The sequence below is a fragment of the Streptomyces sp. NPDC001100 genome (genome assembly GCF_053598575.1).
The window spans coordinates 281,101-300,586 of sequence record NZ_JBSFKO010000006.1; the positions used below are offsets into that span (position 1 = coordinate 281,101).

The following is a 19,486-nucleotide window of genomic DNA, read 5'->3' on the forward strand; positions in this document are numbered from 1 at the left end:
TTGATCGTCCGGGGGTGACGGTGGGAGCCATGTACCGCCACCTCTTCTCCCTCCCCGGCACCCGTGCCTTCACCGCCGGGAACCTGATCGCCCGCCTGCCCGCGGGCATGTTCAGCGTGAGCGCGGTCGTGATGATCGCCGGTTCACGGGGCTCGTACGCCCTCGCCGGCGCCGTCACCGCGACCGGCCTCGCGGCGACGGCACTCGCCGGCCCGTGGATCGCGCGCCTGACCGACCGCCACGGACAGTCCCGAACGGCCGTACCGGCAACGGCGGTTGCGTTCCTGGGCTCCCTGTCCCTACTCCTCTGCGTGCGCTGCGGCGCCCCCGACTGGACCCTGTTCGCCGCGTACGCGACCACCGCGACGACCCCCAACACCGGCGGCCTGTCCCGCGCCCGCTGGGCCCACCTTCTCGCCGGCGACACCGAGGCCCTGCACACCGCGAACTCCTTCGAGCAGGCGGCCGACGAGCTGTGCTTCATGCTGGGCCCGGCACTCGCGGCCTTCCTGTGCGGCACGTTCTTCCCGGAGGCGGGGACGCTGACCGGGGCGGTACTCCTGCTCACCGGCATCCTGATCTTCACGGCCCAGCGTTCGACGGAACCACCGCCGAACCCGGCCCCGAGGGGCGGTCCGCCCCTGCGCGTGCCCGGCATCCCTCCCCTCCTCGCCGGTTTCGTGGCGACGGGCGCGGTGTTCGGTTCGATGGAAATCGCCACGCTCGCGTACGCGAACGCGACGGGTCACCGTGCGGCGGGCGGTGCGGTATTGGCCCTCCAGGCGGCCGGCTCGTGCGCGGCGGGCCTGCTGTACGGGAGGCTGAAGCCGACGGGGACGCCGGAACTCCGGCTGCGGTGGTGCCTGTTGGCGATGACGGCTCTGATGGCTCTGCCGCTGCTTGCCACCACGACACTCGGTTCCCTCCCGGCACTCGCGGCGGCCTTGCTGGTGGCAGGCATGGCAACGGCCCCGACGATGGTCACCGCGACGACCCTGCTCCAACACCGCACACCGGAAGGCCGGTTGAACGAGGGCATGAGCCTGGCGGTGACGAGCTTGCTGTTGGGAATCGCGTCCGGGTCGGCGGCGGCCGGCTGGGCGGCGGACCACACGTCCCCCGCGGCGGGCTTCGCGGTACCGGTCGCGGCGGCGGCGACGGCGCTGCTGACAGCGGCACCGGCCAGGGCGGTCCAGCGTGGCAGGGGAAGGCCCCACCGTCCGATCTAGCGCTGCACGCTCTTGGACAGGTACATGGACGACACGTCGTACCCGTTGTGTCGATAGAGGGCGATGGCCGCCTCGTTGGTTCCGACGACGTTCAGGCCGAGCGATGTCCTGCCCTCACGAGCGACGAGTTCTTCGGCGGCGTGGAGGATGGCGGATCCGTAGCCGCGGCGCCGGAACGGGGCGAGAACGTTGATGTCGTAGAGCCAGGCCGAATCGGCGGTGCCCGCGGCCCGGCGCGGGTCCGGACCGATCCACGCGTTGCCCACGACCTCGCCCGAACCGTTCTCCGCCACCACGAGATGGTGACCGGCCGTGTCGCGCCCGTCCGGGAGGAACTGGGCGGTGCCCTGGCGGGTCCGCTCCCACGCCAGCTCCTGCGGCATGAACTTGCCGAGTTCACGGGCCGTCTCGGCTTCACGGCGCTCGGTCGCCGCGTCGTACTCCGACGGCGTCATTTTCCGCAAGGTCACCTTCCGCGCGTCCATACCGCCCCATTCAACCGGCTGTCGGCGCCGACGACACCACGCGCTCCCGATCCCGGCTCATGCGGCCCACCGTTCATCGAATCGCTTGCGCCAATCTCCGCCTAACCCATTGACGCACCAGCACCGCCTACGTACGTTCCTCCATCGAAGCGCTTCGACACCCATCCGACTCCCCCGGAGGCCCTGGATGTTGACGACCCGAAGGCGAACGATGACGGCCGCAGTGATCGTGACAGGAGCTCTGCTCCTCACGTCCTGCGGCAACTCGGACAGCGGTACCTCAGACGGCAAGACCCTGAAGCTCTGGCACTACGAGGGCCCCGACAGTGCGATGGGCGTGGCCTGGAACGAGGCCATCAAGGAGTTCGAGGCCCAGCATCCGGGCGTGAAGGTGAAGTTCGAGGAGAAGGGTTTCGAGCAGATCCAGAAGACGGCCCCGATGGTCCTCAACTCCTCGGACGCGCCGGACGTCATGGAGTACAACAAGGGCAACGCGACCGCAGGCCTGCTCTCCAAGCAGGGCCTGCTCACCGACCTCACCGCCGAGGCGACGAAACGCGGCTGGGACAAGAAGATCCCCACCAGTGTCGGCACCACGGACATGTACGACACCAACGGAGTCATGGGCTCCGGCAAGTGGTACGGCGTGACCGACTACGGCGAGTACACGATGGTCTACTACAACAAGGACCTCTTCAAGAAGTACAAGATCGCCGAGCCGAAGACGTTCGACGAACTCACCGCCGCCATGGACCAGTTCGTGGCGAAGGGCATCACACCGCTCGCCAACGCGGGCGCCGAGTACCCGGCCCAGCAGTACCTCTACCAGCTCGCGCTGTCGAAGGCCGACCGTGCCTGGGTCGACAAGTACGAGCTGTACAAGGGCAAGACGGACTTCCACGACGCGGCCTGGACCTACGCGGCGACCACCTTCGCCGACTGGGTGAAGAAGGGCTACATCGCCAAGACCTCCAGCTCCACCAAGGCCGAGGACGCCGGTGTCTCCTGGATCCAGGGCAAGGCACCGATCCTGTTCTCCGGCAGCTGGTGGTACGGCCGCTTCCAGACGGAGGCCAAGTTCGACTGGGGCACGACCCTGTGGCCCGGCTCGAACCTCACCCTCGGCTCCGGCGGCAACATCTGGGTCGTCCCCAAGGGCGCCAAGAACAAGCAACTCGCCTACGACTTCATCGACATCACCCTGTCGAAGAAGATCCAGAACCTGATGGGCAACAAGGGCGGCATCCCGGTCGCGGCCGACACCTCCGCGATCACCGACCCCAAGTCCAAGGAACTCATCGCCAACTTCAACACCCTCACGGCCCGCGACGGTCTGGCCTTCTACCCGGACTGGCCGGTCCCCGGCTTCTACGACGTCCTCGTCTCCGAGACCCAGAAGCTGATCACCAGCAGCGAGAAACCGGACGCCTATCTCAGCAATCTCCAGAAGGCGTACGACAAGGGCGTTCCGTCGACATGACGGTCACCGTCGAGAAGGGCGCGCGGGCCGGCACCAGGCACCACACCACCGGCCCGCGCAGCCCCCGCCCCCGCACCTCGTACGCCCTGTTCCTGCTCCCCGGCGCCCTGGCCGCGCTCGCCGTGATCGTCGTCCCGTTCCTGATGAACACGGCCGTGAGCTTCACGAACTGGCAGGGCGTCGGCGACCCCAAGTGGACCGGCCTCGCCAACTACCGTGACCTGCTGGACGATTCCGAGTTCTGGGCGTCCTTCCGGCACAGCCTGTTCATGGTCGTGGCGATGGCGGCCGTACCGACGATCGTCGGACTCGTCCTCGCCGCCGCCCTGTTCGACTACGTCGGCAAGCACTTCGGCAGCCGTATCGCCTCGATCCTCCGCGCCTGCTTCTATCTCCCGCAGGTGCTCCCGATCGCGGTCGCCGGCATCGTCTGGAGCTGGATCCTCGCCCCCGACAACGGCTCCCTCAACACCCTGCTGAAAGCGGTGGGGCTGGGCTCCTGGCAGCAGGACTGGCTCGGCGACCCGGACATCGCGCTCTACAGCGTCATGGGCGTCATGGTGTGGGTCCAACTCGGCTTCCCGCTCGTGGTGTTCATGGCCGGGCTGCAACGCGTCGACCCCCAGCTCTACGAGGCCGCCGAGCTGGACGGCGCCGGCTGGTGGCGCCGCTTCTGGCACATCACGCTGCCGCAGATCCGCCCCGAGATCTACGTCGTCCTCACCTGGTGCACGATCGCCGCGCTCAAGGTGTTCGGCGCGGTGTACGTCCTCACGAAGGGCGGCCCGGGCGGTGCGACCGACGTCCCGTCCTACTTCTCCTTCACCACGTTCTTCGAGAAGACCCAGGTCGGCTACGGAGCCGCGATCTCAACGGTGTTGACCGTGATCATCCTCGTGCTCTCCCTCGCCTTCCTCAAACTCCAGACCCGCGCGGAGGAAGGTGACCGCGCATGACGACCGCCCTGCGCCGCTACCCGGTGCTCATCGCCCTGTGCATCGCAGCCCTCTTCATGGTGATCCCGTTCCTGATCGTCCTGATCAACGCCGTGAAGTCACCGGCCGAGTACTCCGAACACGGTCCGCTCAGCCTCCCCAAGGGCCTCTACCTGGACGGCCTCAAGGACTTCTGGCAGCGCGTCGACTACGGCCAGAAACTCTTCAACTCCGTTCTGATCAGCGGGTCGGTGGCCGTCCTCGCCGCCGTGCTGTCGGTCCTCAACGCGTACGCGATCGGCATCGGCCGTATCCGGGGCCGCACGTGGGTCCTGGCCTTCTTCGTCCTCGCCAACATGCTGCCGCAGGAGACGCTGGTCTACCCGATCTACTACCTGAGCAAGCAAGTCGGCCTGTACGACACCAGGTTGAGCGTCGTCATCGTCTTCACGGTGATCCAGGCCGCGTTCGGCACGTATCTCCTCTCCTCCGTGCTCGGCCAGTTCCCCCGCGAGATCATCGAGGCCGCCCGGATCGACGGCGCCAACAAGTGGCAGGTGCTGTGGCGGATCGTGGTCCCGGTCAGCCGCCCCACGATCGGCGTCCTGCTGGTCTTCTTCTTCATCTGGACCTGGAACGAGTTCCTGCTCCCCCTGGTCATGCTGATCTCCAACGACAACCAGACCGTGTCGGTGGCCCTCGGTGTCCTCCAGGGCCAGCGTCTGATGGACGCCACGATGACCAACGCGGCTGCCCTTCTCGGTGTGTTGCCCGCCATCGTCTTCTTCCTCGTCTTCCAGCGGACCCTCACGCGCGGTATCGCCGTGGGTGCCGTCAAGTAGTAAGGGGACCCCCACATGAAGTTCACCGACGGCTACTGGCTGCTGCGCGAGGGCGTCACCGCCGCCCACCCGGTCGAGGTCCTCGATGTCACCGCCCCGGACGGCGCGTTGGAGATCCACGCGCCGACCGTGCCCATCCGCCACCGCGGCGACCTGCTGAAGGGACCGGTCGTGACGATCAGCGCCCACGCCCCGATGCCCGACGTCATCGGCGTCACCTTCACCCACTTCGAGGGCGAGCAACCACGCGGTCCCCAATTCGACGTGCGGAAGGAGGAGTTCGCCGTACACACCTCCTACGACGACGAGCGCGCGACGCTCACCTCCGGCGCGCTGTCGGTCCAAGTGGCGCGCACCGGGCCCTGGCACGTCGACTTCCTCGCCCACGGCCGCACCCTCACCAGCAGCGGCCCCAAGGGCATGGGCATCATGCGGGACGCGACCGGCGCCCACTACCTTCGCGAGCAGCTGGGGCTCCAAGTGGGCACCTCCGTCTACGGACTCGGCGAACGCTTCGGGCCGCTCGTCAAGAACGGCCAGGTCGTCGACATGTGGAACGCCGACGGCGGCACCGCCACCGAACAGGCCTACAAGAACGTCCCCTTCTATCTCACCGACGCGGGCTACGGCGTCTTCGTCGACCACCCCGGCCGGGTCTCCTTCGAGGTCGGCTCGGAGGCGGTGTCGCGGGTCCAGTTCAGCGTGGAGAGCCAGCAGCTGACGTACTACGTCATCTACGGCCCGACCCCCAAGGACATCCTCCGCAAGTACTCCGCCCTCACCGGCCGCCCGGCCCTCCCGCCCGCCTGGTCGTTCGGCCTGTGGCTGTCGACGTCGTTCACCACCTCCTACGACGAGGAGACGGTGACGTCCTTCATCGAGGGCATGCGGGAGCGTGAACTCCCGCTGTCCGTCTTCCACTTCGACTGTTTCTGGATGCGCGAGTTCAACTGGTGCGACTTCCAGTGGGATCCGCGGGTCTTCCCCGACCCGGAGGGCATGCTCGCCCGGCTGAAGGACCGCGGCCTGCACATCTGCGTCTGGATCAACCCGTACATCGCGCAGCGCTCGCCACTCTTCGCCGAGGGCAAGGCGCTCGGGCATCTGCTGCGCCGCCCTGACGGCAGCGTCTGGCAGTGGGACCTGTGGCAACCGGGCATGGCCCTGGTCGACTTCACCAGCCCGGCCGCCCGCGACTGGTACGCAGGCAAGCTGGAGGCGCTGCTCGCGCAGGGCGTCGACTGCTTCAAGACCGACTTCGGCGAGCGGGTCCCGGTCGATGTCGCCTACGCGGACGGCGCGGACCCCGAGCGGATGCACAACTACTACACCTACCTCTACAACCGCACGGTCTTCGACGTCCTGCGCAAGCACCGGGGCGAGGGCGAGGCGGTCGTCTTCGCCCGCTCGGCCACAACCGGCAGCCAGAAGTACCCCGTTCACTGGGGCGGTGACTGCGAGGCGACCTACGAGTCGATGGCGGAGTCGCTGCGCGGCGGCCTCTCGCTCGGCCTGTCCGGCTTCGGCTACTGGAGCCACGACATCGGCGGCTTCGAGGGCACCCCGACCCCCGCCCTCTTCAAACGCTGGCTGGCCTTCGGCCTGTTGTCCTCCCACAGCCGCCTGCACGGCAGCTCCTCGTACCGGGTCCCGTGGCTCTTCGACGAGGAATCCGTGGACGTACTACGGCAGTTCACCCGCCTCAAGCTGAGCCTCATGCCGTACATCTACGAGACCGCGCGCACCGCCTCCGCCGAGGGCGTGCCGATGATGCGGGCGATGGTGCTGGAGTTCCCGGACGACCCGGGATGCGCGCATCTGGAACGGCAGTACATGCTCGGCACCGATCTGCTGGTCGCGCCCGTGTTCAGCGACGACGGCGACGTCTCCTACTACGTCCCCGAGGGCACCTGGACCCACTACCTCACCGGCCGTACGGTCACCGGGCCGCGCTGGGTGCGCGAGAAGCACGGTTTCGACAGCGTGCCGCTCCTCGTCCGACCGGGTGCGGTGATCCCGGTCGGCGCGGTGACCGACCGGCCCGACTACGACTATGCCGACGGGGTCACCCTGCGGGCGTACGGCCTGGAGCGGGGCGCGCAGGTGACGGTGCCGGTCGGCGACGTGACCTTCACCGTCGTACGGGAGGGGGACACGCTCCGGGCGTCCTGCAGTGACCCGTCCGTGGCGTGGGCGCTGGCCTCCGGGGAACGGTCGAAGTCGGGCAGCGGGTTCCTGACCCTGGAGCTGGGCTGATGGTGAAGATCACCGATGTGGCCCGGCACGCCGGGGTCTCCCCCAGCACCGTGTCGTACACGCTGAGCGGCAAGCGCCCGATCTCCGAGGAGACCCGGCAGCGCGTCGAGGCGTCCGTCCGCGAACTGGGCTACCGGCCGCACGCCGGTGCCCGCGCCCTGGCCAGCAGCCGGTCGAACGTACTGGCCCTCGTCATCCCCTTACGCACCGGCATCCACGTCCCCGTGGTCATGCAGTTCGCGATGTCGGTGGCTACCACGGCCCGCCGCCACGACCACGACGTCCTGCTGCTCACCCAGGAGGAGGGTGAGGAGGGCCTGCGGCGGGTCGCGGACTCGGCACTGGTCGACGCGATGATCGTGATGGACGTACAACTCGACGATCCCCGGCTGCCGTTGCTCCGCTCCCTGGACCGGCCGTCCGTGCTGATCGGCTTCCCCGCCGAGGCGGACGGGCTGACCTGTGTCGACCTCGACTTCAAGGCGGCCGGTGAGCTGTGCGTGGAACGGCTCGCGGGGCTCGGGCACCGGGTCGTCGCCCTCGTCGGGTCACCGCCCGAGGTGTACGTCCGCCGAACCGCCTTCGCCCAGCGGGTCGTTCAGGGCTTCACGGCCGCCGCCCGCCGCAACGGGCTCGTCTCCTGCGTCCACCCCTGCGAGCCGGCGCCCGCCGCGGCAGCCGCCGTCGCCGAGCAACTGCTGCGTGAACAGCCCGCGTTGACCGGAGTCGTCGTCCACAACGAACCGCTCCTGGAACCCCTCGTCGACGCCTTCGAGCAGCTCGGTCTGCGCGTCCCCGGCGATCTGTCGGTCACCGCGATCTGCCCCGACGAACTCGCCGAGTCCGTACGGGTCCCGGTCACCTCGGTCGCGCTGCCCGCCGCCGAACTCGGCTTCCGCGCCGTCGAGTTGCTGATGAAGAAGCTGGGCGGCAAGACCGTGCCCGACGCGACCCTGCTGGCACCCCGGCTGACCGAACGCGCGAGCACGGCACCTCGCAACGCGCCCTGACACCACCACCGTTGGAGCAAGGCCCTACCCGAAGGAGCCGCGACATGAAAGGCAAGAGAAGAAGTCAAAGAACAGGCCACAGAACCACGCTCGCCGTGGCGTTCGCCCTGATCGTCGGCCTGGGAGCGACGGTCCCGGCGACGGCCGACACCCCGGACCCCTTCCGCGACCCGACTCTCCCCGTCAGCAAGCGCGTTGACGACCTCCTCGGCCGGCTGACCCTCGACGAGAAGATCTCCCTCCTCCACCAGTACGAGCCCGCGATCCCCCGCCTCGGCATCCAGTCCTTCCGCACCGGCACCGAGGCGCTGCACGGGGTCGCCTGGCTCGGCAAGGCCACCGTCTTCCCGCAGGCCATCGGACTCGCCTCCACCTGGGACCCGGCGCTGATGGAACAGGTCGGCTCCGCGGTCGGCGACGAGGCCCGTGGCTTCCAGCAACAGCGCCCGGACGGCTGGGGGTTGAACCTCTGGGCCCCGGTGGTGAATCTGTTGCGCGACCCGCGCTGGGGCCGCAACGAGGAGGGCTACAGCGAGGACCCCGAACTGACCGGCGCCCTGTCCACGGCCTACGGCGAGGGCCTGACCGGCGGCGACCCGAACCACCTCAAGACGGCCCCCACCCTCAAGCACTACCTCGGCTACAACAACGAGGCCGACCGCGCGACCACCTCCTCCGACCTGCGCCCACGGGTGGAGAAGGAGTACGACGAGGCCGCCTTCAAACAGGCGATCGCGGCGGACGCGGCCACGGGCGTGATGACGTCGTACAACCTGGTCAACGGCCGCCCCGCCACGGTCAATCCGGACCTGGACAGCGTGGTGAGGACCTGGACCGGCCAGGACCTGCTGAACGTCACCGACGCCTTCGCCCCCGGCAATCTGGTCGCTCCCCAGCAGTACTACCCCACGATCGCGGAGGGCGACGCGGCGGCGCTGAAGGCCGGTGTCGACAGCTTCACGGACAACAGCGCGGACCCGGGCCCGACGACTGCGGCGATCAACTCGGCGCTGCAACAAGGCCTGTTGAAGGTCTCGGACATCGACAGGGCAGTGTCCGACATCCTCTCCGTCCGCGTCCGGCTCGGTGAATTCGACCCGGGCGGCGGCAAGTACGGCTCGATCGACGCGTCGATCATCGACAGCCCGGCGCATCGGCAACTGGCGCGCAAGGCGGCGGCCGAGGGGACGGTGCTGCTCAAGAAAAGTGTGTCACTTCCGCTGAAAACGACACAGAAAAACGTGGCAGTGGTCGGCCCCCTCGCCGACACGCTCTACACCGACTGGTACTCGGGCACGCTCCCCTACGCCGTCACCCCCGCGCAGGGCATCGCCGCGAAACTGAAGGCACCCGTGACCACCAGCGAGGGAGTCGACCGCATCGCCCTCCGCGACACGACCACCGGCAAGTACGTCACGGCCGGCACCGGCGACACGGGCGCCCCCTTGCGGGAGACCGCCGACACCCCGACGACCGCCGCCCAGTTCGACGCGTTCGACTGGGGCTCGGGCATCGTCACCCTGCGCTCGGCCGCCAACGGCAAGTACGTCGGCTACAACTGGTCGAACTTCGTCAACGACCAGACACAGCCCAACGGTTGGTACGTCCAGCAGCAGTTCAAGCTGGAACAGCAGGACGACGGAACGTCCTTGCTGAGGTACGCGGGCTACGAGACGGCCGAGTCCTGGTGGTCGAACCCCGTCTACCTCGGCCCGACCGACGCGAACGGCACCCTGGGCCTGGTGCCCAAGGACCAGGCGGCGCACTACGCGAAGGACGTGGTCCGCGACGGCATCGACGACGCCGTGGCCGCGGTGCAGGGCAAGGACACGGCGGTCGTCGTCATCGGCTCCATGCCGTCGATCAACGGCCGCGAGGCCCACGACCGCACGGACATGTCCCTGGCCCCCTCGCAGGAGGCCCTGGCCAAGGCGGTCCATCGGGCCAACCCGAAGACGGTGGTGATCGTCGAGAACAGCTACCCCACCACGCTGGGCGCCGTGCAACAGGAAGTCCCGGCCCTCCTCTGGACCTCCCACGCCGGCCAGGAGACGGGCAACGCCCTCGCCGACGTCCTCTACGGCGACGTCAACCCGTCCGGCCGTCTCACCCAGACCTGGTACCGCTCGGACGCCGACCTCCCGTCGATCCTCGACTACGACATCATCAAGTCCGACCGCACCTACCAGTACTTCCAGGGCACCCCGCTCTATCCCTTCGGCTACGGCCTCTCGTACACGACCTTCCGCTACGGCACCCTGAAACCCGTCGCCGGCGGCTACGAGGTCACGGTCACCAATACCGGTACACGAGCGGGCGACGAGGTCGTCCAGCTCTACACGCACCAGCGCACGTCCCGCGACAAAGAGCCCCTGAAGCAGCTCAAGGCTTTCCAACGGGTCTCGCTCAAGCCCGGGGAGACAAAGACGGTCCACCTGAAGATCCAGCAGAAGGACCTGGCCCACTGGGACGTCACGCGCTCGAAATGGGTCGTGGAATCCGGCACGTACGACGTCATGGCCGGAGCGTCGTCGGCCGACATCCGCACCCGTACGACCTGGCAGGTCCACGGGGAGACCATCCCGCCCCGGAACCTGTCCCGGACGACCCGCGCCGAGAACTTCGACGACTACTCCGCCGTCCACCTCGTCGACGAGTCCAAGGCGAGCGGCACCGCGGTGGGCGCGGCGGCGGACGGCGCGTGGCTGAAGTTCGCTGACACCCAACTGGGCGCGGGGGCAACGAAGTTCACGGCCCGGGTGGCGGGTACGGCCGCCGGCACGATCGAGGTCCGGCTCGGCTCCCCGACGGGAAGGCTCGTGGGGACGGTTCACACGACGGCGACTTCGTCGTCGTACGACTACGAGACGGTGACCGCGGATCTGTCGGGTGCGGCGAAGGGCCGTACGGACGTGTATCTGGTGCTCACCAACGGGTTGCGAATATCGAGCTTCACGGTGAGGTGACAGGAAAAAGCCCCCCACCGCCGAAGCGGTGAGGGGCTTTACCCACATGGGATGAGTGGAGATGGCGGGAATCGAACCCGCGTCCACCGGTGCAGAATCAGGGCTTCTCCGTGTGCAGTTCGCTGTGCTTTTCTCGGCCCCGGCAATCACGCGAACAAGTCGCCGACGGGCCCAGTCACTGTTTGATTTCCCACCGGACCCCGTGACCGGGCCCGATGGTTTAGTTCCCTAGATTATGCCAGGGTCCGGGTCGGGAACATCCCCGGTCTGACACCCTTTTAGGGTCCTTCAGTCGCTGTTATTAGGCAGCGAGGGCGAAGGACTGGGAATCGCTCTTGGAATTGGCGATTATTGGTTGCGACATATGGTTAACGAGATCATTGCCGCTTCCTCGACACGCTTCACCTGCTTCGACAGCCGCTGTCGAAACCGATCATCCCCATGTTGTTTTTTCAAGCCCCTCCGAGGAGGGTCACACACCCGCTGTGGGGTGCAGTAGCCATCGTACGTGACCAACGCACGCCGATGCCACCGTATTCCCCGTGGCTACTGGCCCCGCTGCTTCCGCTTCGCGGCGGCGATCGCGCGGTCCGACTCCCGGCGGTCCTGCTTCTCGCGCAGGGTCTGCCGCTTGTCGTACTCCTTCTTGCCTCGCGCGAGCGCGATCTCGGCCTTCGCCCGGCCGTCCTTGAAGTACAGGGCGAGGGGCACGATCGTGTGACCCGTCTCCTCCGACTTCGACGCCAACTTGTCGATCTCCTCGCGGTGCAGCAGCAGCTTGCGCTTGCGGCGGACCGTGTGGTTCGTCCAGGTGCCCTGGCTGTACTCGGGGATGTGGGCGTTGTGCAGCCACGCCTCACCCCCGTCGATCTGGACGAAGCCGTCCGTCAGCGAGGCGCGCCCCTGGCGCAGCGACTTGACCTCGGTGCCGGTCAGGACGAGCCCGGCCTCGTAGGTGTCGACGATCGCGTAGTCGTGCCGGGCCTTCTTGTTCTGCGCGACGATCTTGCGCTTGCCGTCCTTGGCCTTCGCGGCCCCGCCGCCCTGCTTGGGCTGGGACTCCTTGGGTACGTACATTCCCTTGCTCATAGTGCTGACCATTTTCGCACTACCAGGGGCCATGAGGGAAAGGCGATTACGAAGCGTCCCCGAGGCCGCTCAATACGGTCTCCGCGCGTTCTACGGCCGCCTGCCCCTGTGCGGTGACATCGAGGTCGGGGGTGATGCCCCGGCCGTCGACGGTGTGGCCGGAGGGGGTGCGGTAGTGGCCGACGGTGAGTTCGGCGACGACGCCGTCGGGGAGTCGGCTCGGCATCTGGACCGAGCCCTTGCCGAAGGTCCTGGAGCCCACGACCACCGCGCGGCCGCGGTCCTGGAGGGCGCCGGTGAGCATCTCGGCCGCGCTCATCGTGCCGCCGTCGACGAGCGCGACCAGCGGTCTGGTGGTGTCGCCGCCGGTCGCCGCGTGCAGGACCTGCTGCTCGCCGTCGACGTCGTACGTCGCGACGAGGCCGCCGTCCAGGAAGGCGGAGGCGGTGGTGACGGCCTCGGTGACCAGGCCGCCGGAGTTGCCGCGCAGGTCGAGGATGAACCCGGAGTCGGCGGGGGCCTGACGGACGGCGGTGCGGACGATGTCGCCGACGCCCTTGGTGAACGCGGAGATCTTGATGACGGTGACCTCGTCGTCCGGCCTGGTGACGGTCACGGAGTCGGTGGAGAGGCGGGCGCGCCGTACGGTCTCGCTCCACGCGTGCGTGCCGCGCTCCAGGCCGAGGGTGACGGTGGTGCCGGCGGCGGCGTCCTGGGCGTCGCCGCGCAGTAGGGCCACGACCTCGGTGACGGGCTGCCCGTCGACGTTCTCGCCGTCGACCGTGCGCAGCCGGTCGCCCCTGCGGACCCCGGCGGTGGCCGCGGGCGACCCGGACTGCACCTTGGTCACCTCGATCCGGCCGTCGCGCTCCCGGCGGGCCCAGAGCCCGACGCCGGTGTACTGGCCGTCGAGGGCCTCCTCGAACTCCTCGTACTCCCCCTGGGAGTACACGGCACCCCACCGGTCCCCGCTGCGGCTGACGGCGCGTTCGGCAGCCTCCATGGGCGACTTGCCGTCGGCCTTCGCCTCGGCGGCGGCCTTCGCGACGTCCTCGTGTTTGGCGACGGGCGCCGAACGGGCCGTACCGGACGCCGATTTGCGGTCCGCGCGGCCGGGTTCCTCGAACGAGCCGGTCGCCGCACCGGCGACGAGCACGCTCGCGAACACCAATGTCAGGGCGGCCCCGCGGCGGATGCGGCGGGGCTGACAGAACAGGTCACGGCCTGACATGGCGGTGAGTCTAGGACAACGGGAAGGGCCGCACGGGCGGTTGCCCGTACGGCCCTCTTGGCATGTGTCACACCTTCAGGTACTTGCGCAGCGCGAAGAACGCCGCAAGCGCGGGCATCAGGAGGCTCGTCGCGAGGATCAGTGGGAGCTTGGTGAGGACGGCGTCCCAGCCGATGAAGTTGATCAGATTGAGTTTGTGGGACAGGTCCAGGCCGTGGTCGATGATGAAGTACCGGCCGATCACCAGGAATCCGCAGGCGACCGTGCCGCCGATGAGGCCGGCGACGGCGGCCTCCATGATGAACGGGGCCTGGATGTAGAAGCCGGACGCGCCGACCAGCCGCATGATGCCGGTCTCACGGCGACGGCTGAACGCCGAGACGCGCACGGTGTTGACGATCAGCATCAGGGCGACGACGAGCATGAGGGCCATGACCGCGCGGGCGGCCCAGTTCATGCCGTTCAGCAGGCCGAAGAGGTTGTCCAGGATGCCCTTCTGGTCCTGCACCGACTGGACGCCGTCACGGCCGTCGAAGGCGGTCGCGATGACCTGGTACTTCTGCGGGTCCCTCAGCTTGATGCGGTACGACTCCTGCATCTGGTCCGGGGTGAGCGAACTGGCCAGCGGGGAGTCGCCGAACTGCTGCTTGTAGTGCTTGTACGCCTCGTCCTGGGACTCGTACGTGACCTTCTGGACGACCGACATCTTGTCGAGGTCGGACTTGATCTGCGCCTTCTGGTCGTCGGTCACCGCGCCCTTGGCGCAGTTGGGGTCGGACTCGGCGTCGCTCTTGTTGCAGAGGAAGATCGAGACGTTGACCTTGTCGTACCAGTAGCCCTTCATGGTGGTGACCTGGTCGCTCATCAGCAGCGAGCCGCCGAAGAGGGCCAGGGACAGGGCTACGGAGACGACGACCGCGAAGGTCATCGTCAGGTTGCGGCGGAGACCGACACCGATCTCGGACAGTACGAACTGGGCGCGCATGGCGGCTTCTTCAGGCCTTTCCGTGGACGGACATCAGACGGCGGTCGAACGGCGGTCAGTGCTGGTAGCCGTAGACGCCACGTGCCTGGTCACGGACGAGGCGGCCGCCCTCCAGTTCGATGACGCGCTTGCGCATCTGGTCCACGATGTTCTGGTCGTGCGTCGCCATCACCACGGTGGTGCCCGTCCGGTTGATCCGGTCGAGCAGCTTCATGATGCCGACGGAGGTCTGCGGGTCGAGGTTGCCGGTGGGCTCGTCCGCGATGAGGAGCTTGGGCCGGTTCACGAAGGCTCTCGCGATGGCCACGCGCTGCTGCTCACCACCGGAGAGCTCACCGGGGCGCCGGTCCTCCTTGCCGCCCAGCCCGACGAGGTCGAGCACCTGGGGCACGGACTTGCGGATCTCGCCCTTGGACTTGCCGATGACCTCCTGCGCGAAGGCCACGTTCTCGGCGACCGTCTTGTTGGGCAGCAGGCGGAAGTCCTGGAAGACGGTCCCCAGCTGGCGGCGCATCTGCGGCACCTTCCAGTTGGAGATGCGGGCGAGGTCCTTGCCCAGCACGTGCACCTGGCCCTGGCTGCACCGCTCCTCGCGGAGGACCAGCCTCAGGAAGGTGGACTTTCCGGAGCCGGAGGACCCCACGAGGAACACGAACTCGCCCTTCTCCACTTCCAGGGAGACGTCCCTGAGAGCGGGGCGGGTCTGCTTGGGGTAGACCTTGGAGACACTGTCGAATCGGATCACGGGAGCACCACGGGTAGCCGGGGGTAGGTGAGCGTGACCATACGCGACCCTGGTGTGCCCGCGCAGTCGCCCTCCGGGGTTGTGCGAGGCTTGCACGTTTTGTCGCGGATTTGAAGGGCTGGAACGCGCAAGGTCGGGGCAGGATAAGGCGAGCCGCGCCGAATCCCGCGGAACCTGGCACAGTGGAGGGGGAACGTTCTAGTTTCCCGAGGCGTTGTGTCTGTGGAAGCCGGTGCAAGGAGGGCGAGCGCATGACGTACGACCGGTTGGTGTGCGCGAACTGCGCGGCGCCCGTGAACGAGGGCCGCTGTCCCGTCTGCCGCGCGAACCGCGCGCGGCTGCAGCAGGAGAACCCGTGGGGCAATCTCAACCCCATGGCATTGATCGCCCTGCTCGCGGTGCTGATCGCGGCGCTGGCGCTGGTGGCGCACCAGACCGCGTAGGCGGCCTGGACAAGGACACACAGAAGGGCCCGGAGCGACAAGCTCCGGGCCCTTCGTGGTACGACGTGCGTACGGTCCGTACGGGGACGGCTACCGTCAGGCGATCGTGCCGCCGCGGTTGCTGCTCGCGAGGCGCGGGAGCACGCGGAAGGCGATGCCGCCGGCGATCATCGTGGCGGCGCCGATCAGCAGGAACGCGGTCTGGCCTGCACCGGTCTCGGCCAGCTCGTCACCGCTGCCCTGGGCCGAGGTGTCGGAACCGGTGTCGGTGAGGGCGGAGGTGCCGGCCTCCTGGGCCGAGGAGCCGCCGTCGGGGTCGGTGTTGTTGCCGCCGGTCGAGCCGGTGCCGGAGCCGCTGGTGCTGCCGTCCGACGGGCTGTCGGTCGTGGGCTCGTCCGTCGGCTCGGTCGGGTTGTCCGTGGGCTCGGTCGGCTCGTCGGTGGGAGGCGTCGAGACGGGCGTGGACGGCGGGGTGGCCGGCGGCGTGCTGTCCGGGGCGGTCGGGACGCCCGTGTCGGTCGGAGTCGCGGGCGGAGTCGAGACCGGGTCGGTCGTCGGGTCGTCGAGGTTGACGTCCGCGCTGACCCCGTTGCCGTCCACGGTCACGCCCAGGTCGAGCGCCGATGCGGCGCCCGCGGCGGTCAGCGAGGCGCCGGCGGCGATGATCGCGCCCGCCGCTATGCGCGCGACACGGATCCGCGTCTTCTTCGTCATTAGGTTGCTACCCCCATGTAGCTCGTCGTCAGTGGTGCGTCGGTGTCCGGGGCCGTGATCGACAGGGGTAGCGGCTGGCGAAAGCTCGACTCCCCCGGTTCACATGCGCCCCGGAGACACGCATGCCACGCTTCACCCTTCCCATTTTTCACAGCAACGTCAAGGCCGTTGCGAGCGCAATGTCCAACTAAGCGCTCTTTGCTGGGGGATGGAACCTGTGAGTGTGATGTAAAACCCAGACATCCGGATACGCGAAAGGCAACTGCCGCCCGGTGGACGGCAGTTGCCTTGTCGACAAAGTCACCCGGAAGCAACTCGCGGAGTTATTGGCGGAGTTACTTCTCCTGCTGCTTGCGCCAGCGAATTCCGGCCTCCAGGAAGCCGTCGATCTCGCCGTTGAACACGGCCTCGGGGTTACCGACCTCGTACTCCGTACGCAGGTCCTTGACCATCTGGTACGGGTGCAGGACGTACGAACGCATCTGGTTGCCCCAGGAGTTGCCGCCGTCGCCCTTGAGGGCGTCCATCCGGGCCTGCTCCTCCTGGCGGCGGCGCTCCAGCAGCTTGGCCTGGAGCACGTTCATCGCGCTGGCCTTGTTCTGGATCTGCGAGCGCTCGTTCTGGCAGGAGACGACGATGCCGGTGGGGAGGTGGGTGAGGCGGACCGCGGAGTCGGTGGTGTTGACGCCCTGACCACCTGGCCCGGAGGACCGGTAGACATCCACCCGCAGCTCGGACTCGTCGATCTCGATGTGGTCGGTCTGCTCGACGACCGGCAGGATCTCGACACCGGCGAAGGAGGTCTGACGGCGCCCCTGGTTGTCGAAGGGCGAGATCCGGACGAGCCGGTGGGTGCCCTGCTCGACCGAGAGCGTGCCGTAGGCGTACGGAACGTGCACGGCGAAGGTGGTCGACTTGATGCCGGCCTCTTCGGCGTACGACGTCTCGTAGAGCTCCGTCTTGTAGCCGTGGCGCTCGGCCCAGCGCAGGTACATGCGCTGGAGCTTCTCGGCGAAGTCCGAGGCGTCGACGCCGCCGGCCTCCGCGCGGATGGTGACGACGGCCTCGCGGGAGTCGTACTCGCCGGAGAGAAGGGTGCGGACCTCCATCTCGTCCAGCGCCTTCTTGACGGCGGTCAGCTCGTTCTCCGCCTCGGCGAGGGTGTCCGGGTCGTCCTCCTCCTCGGCCATCTCGAAGAGGACCGAGAGGTCGTCGATCCGGCCGCGCAGGGCCTCGGTCTTGCGGATCTCGGCCTGGAGGTGACTCAGCTTGCTGGTGACCTTCTGCGCCGCCTCCGGGTCGTCCCACAGGGAGGGCGCCGCGGCCTGCTCCTCAAGGACGACGACATCTGCCCTCAGCTTGTCCAGGTCCAGGACGGCCTCGATCGACTCCATGGTCGAGGAGAGGGACTTGAGCTCTTCGGAAACATCGACGACTGCCACGCCTCCAGCGTAACGGCTCCGCCAAGCGGGGAGTGCCGTGGCTGTGACCGGGGCTCCGACTCACCGGCGCCTGGTGCGGGCGTCCTGGGGGCTCCGCCCCCAGACCCTTCCCGGCCTGTGCCCACCCACCACCCGACTCGGTGGGACGAGAAGTGTTGAAACGCCGGTCCGCGTCCCTCAGCCCGTCCGGCGTTTGAGGACGAGGCCGTTCAGGCCGAAGCGGGGGGGCTGGGGGCGGCAGCCCCCAGGGACGGGACGGGCAGAGGCGGCGGGGGCGAGAACCCTCAAGGCGAAGCCGGTGACGAGTTCTTCGTGTCCGGGGAGTTCGCGCCCGAGTCGTCCCCCGACGTCGCCGCCCACGTACCGACCCCCACCGCCGCGACCAGCACCACCGCCGCCGCCCCGAGCGTCAGCCGCCGACGCCGCGTCGCCGCCCGGTGCCGGGCCGAACCGGGCCGCGGGGCGCCCGCCGCGCGCGGGGCACGGGCCGTGCCACGCGCCCCACCGGCGAGTTCGTCCGGCGCGGGCACCCGCATCGAGGTGTGCGTGTCCCGGTTGGAGTCGGCGGGCTTGGCCCCCGGCACCAGCGGTACGGCACCACGCCGTACCCGCTCGCCGCGCGCGGGCGTGGCCACCGGAGCCTCCTCCGGCTCCGCGTCCTCCTGCTCGGTGTCCGGCTCGTCGACGTCCAGCGGGGGCATCCCGGCGAGCAGCGGCAGCTGTTCGCGCAGCCGGGCCGCGAGTTCGGAGGCCCGCAGCCGGGACGCCGGGGCCTTCGCCAGGCACTGGACGAGCAGCGCCCACAGCTCCTCGGGGATTCCGGGCAGCGGTACGACGGTCTCGGTGACATGGCGTCGTAGCACCGCGCCGGGGTGGCCGCCGCCGAACGGCGTGAATCCGGCGAGGAGTTCGTAGAGGACGGTCGCCAGGGCGTAGATGTCGACGGCCGCGCGCGGGGGCAGGCCCTCGACGATCTCGGGGGCGAGATAGTCCGGCGTACCGATGATCTTCGTGGCGCGGGTGCGGCGCGGGGAGTCGATGAGTTTGGCGACCCCGAAGTCGGTCAGCAGGGCGGGGTGCGCGCCGCCGGGGCCGAGCGGGCCCTGCATGTCGAGGAGCACGTTCTCCGGCTTGACGTCCCGGTGCACGACGCCTGCCGCGTGGGCCGCCGCGAGCCCGTCCGCGATGTCGGCGACGATCGCGACCGCCGCCTCGGGGGCGAGCCGGCGTTCCCGGTCGAGGCGGGTGCGCAGGTCGGTGCCGCGGACCAGGTCCATGACGAGGGCGAGGTCGTTGCCGTCGACGACCAGGTCCCGTACGGACACGATGTTCGGGTGCTCCAGGCCGAGCAGGGCGGTGCGCTCCTGCACGAAGCGGCCGACGAGCTCCTGGTCGGACGCGAGGTCCTCGCGCAACAGCTTGACGGCGACGGGCCCATCGGGACCCTCGCCCAGCCACACCGTGCCGGCGCTGCCCCGCCCCAGGATCTGGTTGGCGGTGTACCGGCTGCCGATCTTCCGTGCCAAGACTGCTCCTACCGACGCGTGTGTCGCTAAAACTACGCGTCAGATGAGCCAACCTTCACCGCCAGGGCGGAAATCACCCACTGGGTGTCGACAAATCACCAACACGAC

Annotated in this window: 16 protein-coding genes and 1 other RNA gene; 8 read left to right on the forward strand and 9 right to left on the reverse strand. The window is 68.6% G+C overall.

What is annotated here, in order from left to right; translation table 11 throughout:
• Positions 1-29 precede the first annotated feature (29 nt).
• Entirely contained in the window at positions 30-1,229 is a 1,200-nt protein-coding gene (locus tag ACWDEW_RS11525; RefSeq protein WP_450511939.1) for an MFS transporter, read from the forward strand.
• Here ACWDEW_RS11525 and ACWDEW_RS11530 read toward each other — a convergent pair.
• Positions 1,226-1,714: an N-acetyltransferase family protein gene (locus ACWDEW_RS11530; protein WP_450511836.1), complete on the reverse strand. Its 489-nt coding sequence runs from the start codon at positions 1,712-1,714 to the stop codon at positions 1,226-1,228. The two genes, ACWDEW_RS11525 and ACWDEW_RS11530, sit on opposite strands and share 4 nt — an antisense overlap.
• Before the next feature lie 211 nt (positions 1,715-1,925).
• On the opposite strand from ACWDEW_RS11530, the gene ACWDEW_RS11535 reads away from it, so the two are divergent.
• The 6 genes from ACWDEW_RS11535 to ACWDEW_RS11560 all read left to right on the forward strand — a co-directional run bounded on the left by ACWDEW_RS11535 (position 1,926) and on the right by ACWDEW_RS11560 (position 11,203).
• Positions 1,926-3,194, forward strand: coding sequence for an ABC transporter substrate-binding protein (locus ACWDEW_RS11535; protein WP_450511837.1), 1,269 nt, complete (start codon positions 1,926-1,928; stop codon positions 3,192-3,194).
• Entirely contained in the window at positions 3,191-4,150 is a 960-nt protein-coding gene (locus tag ACWDEW_RS11540) for a carbohydrate ABC transporter permease (RefSeq protein ID WP_450511839.1), read from the forward strand. The genes ACWDEW_RS11535 and ACWDEW_RS11540 overlap by 4 nt, the downstream gene beginning before the upstream one ends.
• Positions 4,147-4,971 (forward strand): carbohydrate ABC transporter permease, encoded by an 825-nt coding sequence (locus ACWDEW_RS11545; RefSeq protein ID WP_450511841.1) that lies wholly within the window; start codon positions 4,147-4,149, stop codon positions 4,969-4,971. Before ACWDEW_RS11540 ends, ACWDEW_RS11545 begins: the two co-directional genes overlap by 4 nt.
• Before the next feature lie 15 nt (positions 4,972-4,986).
• On the forward strand, positions 4,987-7,227 hold the full coding sequence (yicI, locus tag ACWDEW_RS11550) for an alpha-xylosidase (protein ID WP_450511842.1): 2,241 nt from the start codon (positions 4,987-4,989) through the stop codon (positions 7,225-7,227).
• Complete coding sequence (locus ACWDEW_RS11555) at positions 7,227-8,237, forward strand: LacI family DNA-binding transcriptional regulator (protein ID WP_450511844.1); 1,011 nt, start codon at positions 7,227-7,229, stop codon at positions 8,235-8,237. Before yicI ends, ACWDEW_RS11555 begins: the two co-directional genes overlap by 1 nt.
• Positions 8,238-8,332: 95 nt before the next feature.
• Complete coding sequence (locus tag ACWDEW_RS11560; RefSeq protein ID WP_450511846.1) at positions 8,333-11,203, forward strand: glycoside hydrolase family 3 C-terminal domain-containing protein; 2,871 nt, start codon at positions 8,333-8,335, stop codon at positions 11,201-11,203.
• Positions 11,204-11,256: 53 nt separating this feature from the next.
• On the opposite strand, the gene ssrA is transcribed toward ACWDEW_RS11560, so the two are convergent.
• The 5 genes from ssrA to ftsE form a co-directional block, all read right to left on the reverse strand.
• Positions 11,257-11,644, reverse strand: a transfer-messenger RNA (tmRNA) gene (gene ssrA, locus ACWDEW_RS11565).
• A 105-nt stretch (positions 11,645-11,749) separates the two neighbouring features.
• On the reverse strand, positions 11,750-12,292 hold the full coding sequence (smpB, locus tag ACWDEW_RS11570; protein ID WP_362983402.1) for an SsrA-binding protein SmpB: 543 nt from the start codon (positions 12,290-12,292) through the stop codon (positions 11,750-11,752).
• Positions 12,293-12,338: 46 nt separating this feature from the next.
• Entirely contained in the window at positions 12,339-13,523 is a 1,185-nt protein-coding gene (locus ACWDEW_RS11575) for a S41 family peptidase (RefSeq protein WP_450511848.1), read from the reverse strand.
• Between the two features lie 67 nt (positions 13,524-13,590).
• A complete protein-coding gene (ftsX, locus tag ACWDEW_RS11580) occupies positions 13,591-14,508 on the reverse strand; it encodes a permease-like cell division protein FtsX (RefSeq protein ID WP_450511850.1) in 918 nt (305 codons plus the stop codon).
• A 55-nt stretch (positions 14,509-14,563) separates the two neighbouring features.
• Positions 14,564-15,253, reverse strand: coding sequence for a cell division ATP-binding protein FtsE (ftsE, locus tag ACWDEW_RS11585; protein WP_019065989.1), 690 nt, complete (start codon positions 15,251-15,253; stop codon positions 14,564-14,566).
• Between the two features lie 251 nt (positions 15,254-15,504).
• Here ftsE and ACWDEW_RS11590 point away from each other — a divergent pair, with 251 nt between their 5' ends.
• The gene (locus tag ACWDEW_RS11590) at positions 15,505-15,696 is read left to right on the forward strand and encodes a hypothetical protein (RefSeq protein ID WP_019056429.1); all 192 of its coding nucleotides are present in this window, start codon (positions 15,505-15,507) and stop codon (positions 15,694-15,696) included.
• A gap of 96 nt (positions 15,697-15,792) precedes the next feature.
• On the opposite strand, the gene ACWDEW_RS11595 is transcribed toward ACWDEW_RS11590, so the two are convergent.
• The 3 genes from ACWDEW_RS11595 to ACWDEW_RS11605 form a co-directional block, all read right to left on the reverse strand.
• Positions 15,793-16,410, reverse strand: a complete 618-nt coding sequence (locus ACWDEW_RS11595; protein WP_450511853.1) for a hypothetical protein — start codon at positions 16,408-16,410, stop codon at positions 15,793-15,795.
• Positions 16,411-16,745: 335 nt separating this feature from the next.
• Complete coding sequence (gene prfB, locus ACWDEW_RS11600; RefSeq protein WP_431250781.1) at positions 16,746-17,852, reverse strand: peptide chain release factor 2; 1,107 nt, start codon at positions 17,850-17,852, stop codon at positions 16,746-16,748.
• Between the two features lie 284 nt (positions 17,853-18,136).
• Positions 18,137-19,378, reverse strand: coding sequence for a serine/threonine-protein kinase (locus tag ACWDEW_RS11605; RefSeq protein ID WP_450511855.1), 1,242 nt, complete (start codon positions 19,376-19,378; stop codon positions 18,137-18,139).
• Positions 19,379-19,486: the final 108 nt, after the last annotated feature.

Excerpts from the sequence above, each read along its gene's own strand:
- ACWDEW_RS11525 (WP_450511939.1), top strand. The coding sequence starts at position 30 with ATGTACCGCCACCTCTTCTCCCTCCCCGGCACCCGTGCCTTCACCGCC.
- ACWDEW_RS11530 (WP_450511836.1), bottom strand. The coding sequence starts at position 1,714 with ATGGACGCGCGGAAGGTGACCTTGCGGAAAATGACGCCGTCGGAGTAC.
- ACWDEW_RS11535 (WP_450511837.1), top strand. The coding sequence starts at position 1,926 with ATGACGGCCGCAGTGATCGTGACAGGAGCTCTGCTCCTCACGTCCTGC.
- ACWDEW_RS11540 (WP_450511839.1), top strand. The coding sequence starts at position 3,191 with ATGACGGTCACCGTCGAGAAGGGCGCGCGGGCCGGCACCAGGCACCAC.
- ACWDEW_RS11545 (WP_450511841.1), top strand. The coding sequence starts at position 4,147 with ATGACGACCGCCCTGCGCCGCTACCCGGTGCTCATCGCCCTGTGCATC.
- yicI (WP_450511842.1), top strand. The coding sequence starts at position 4,987 with ATGAAGTTCACCGACGGCTACTGGCTGCTGCGCGAGGGCGTCACCGCC.
- ACWDEW_RS11555 (WP_450511844.1), top strand. The coding sequence starts at position 7,227 with ATGGTGAAGATCACCGATGTGGCCCGGCACGCCGGGGTCTCCCCCAGC.
- smpB (WP_362983402.1), bottom strand. The coding sequence starts at position 12,292 with ATGAGCAAGGGAATGTACGTACCCAAGGAGTCCCAGCCCAAGCAGGGC.
- ACWDEW_RS11575 (WP_450511848.1), bottom strand. The coding sequence starts at position 13,523 with ATGTCAGGCCGTGACCTGTTCTGTCAGCCCCGCCGCATCCGCCGCGGG.
- ftsX (WP_450511850.1), bottom strand. The coding sequence starts at position 14,508 with ATGCGCGCCCAGTTCGTACTGTCCGAGATCGGTGTCGGTCTCCGCCGC.
- ACWDEW_RS11590 (WP_019056429.1), top strand. The coding sequence starts at position 15,505 with ATGACGTACGACCGGTTGGTGTGCGCGAACTGCGCGGCGCCCGTGAAC.
- ACWDEW_RS11595 (WP_450511853.1), bottom strand. The coding sequence starts at position 16,410 with ATGACGAAGAAGACGCGGATCCGTGTCGCGCGCATAGCGGCGGGCGCG.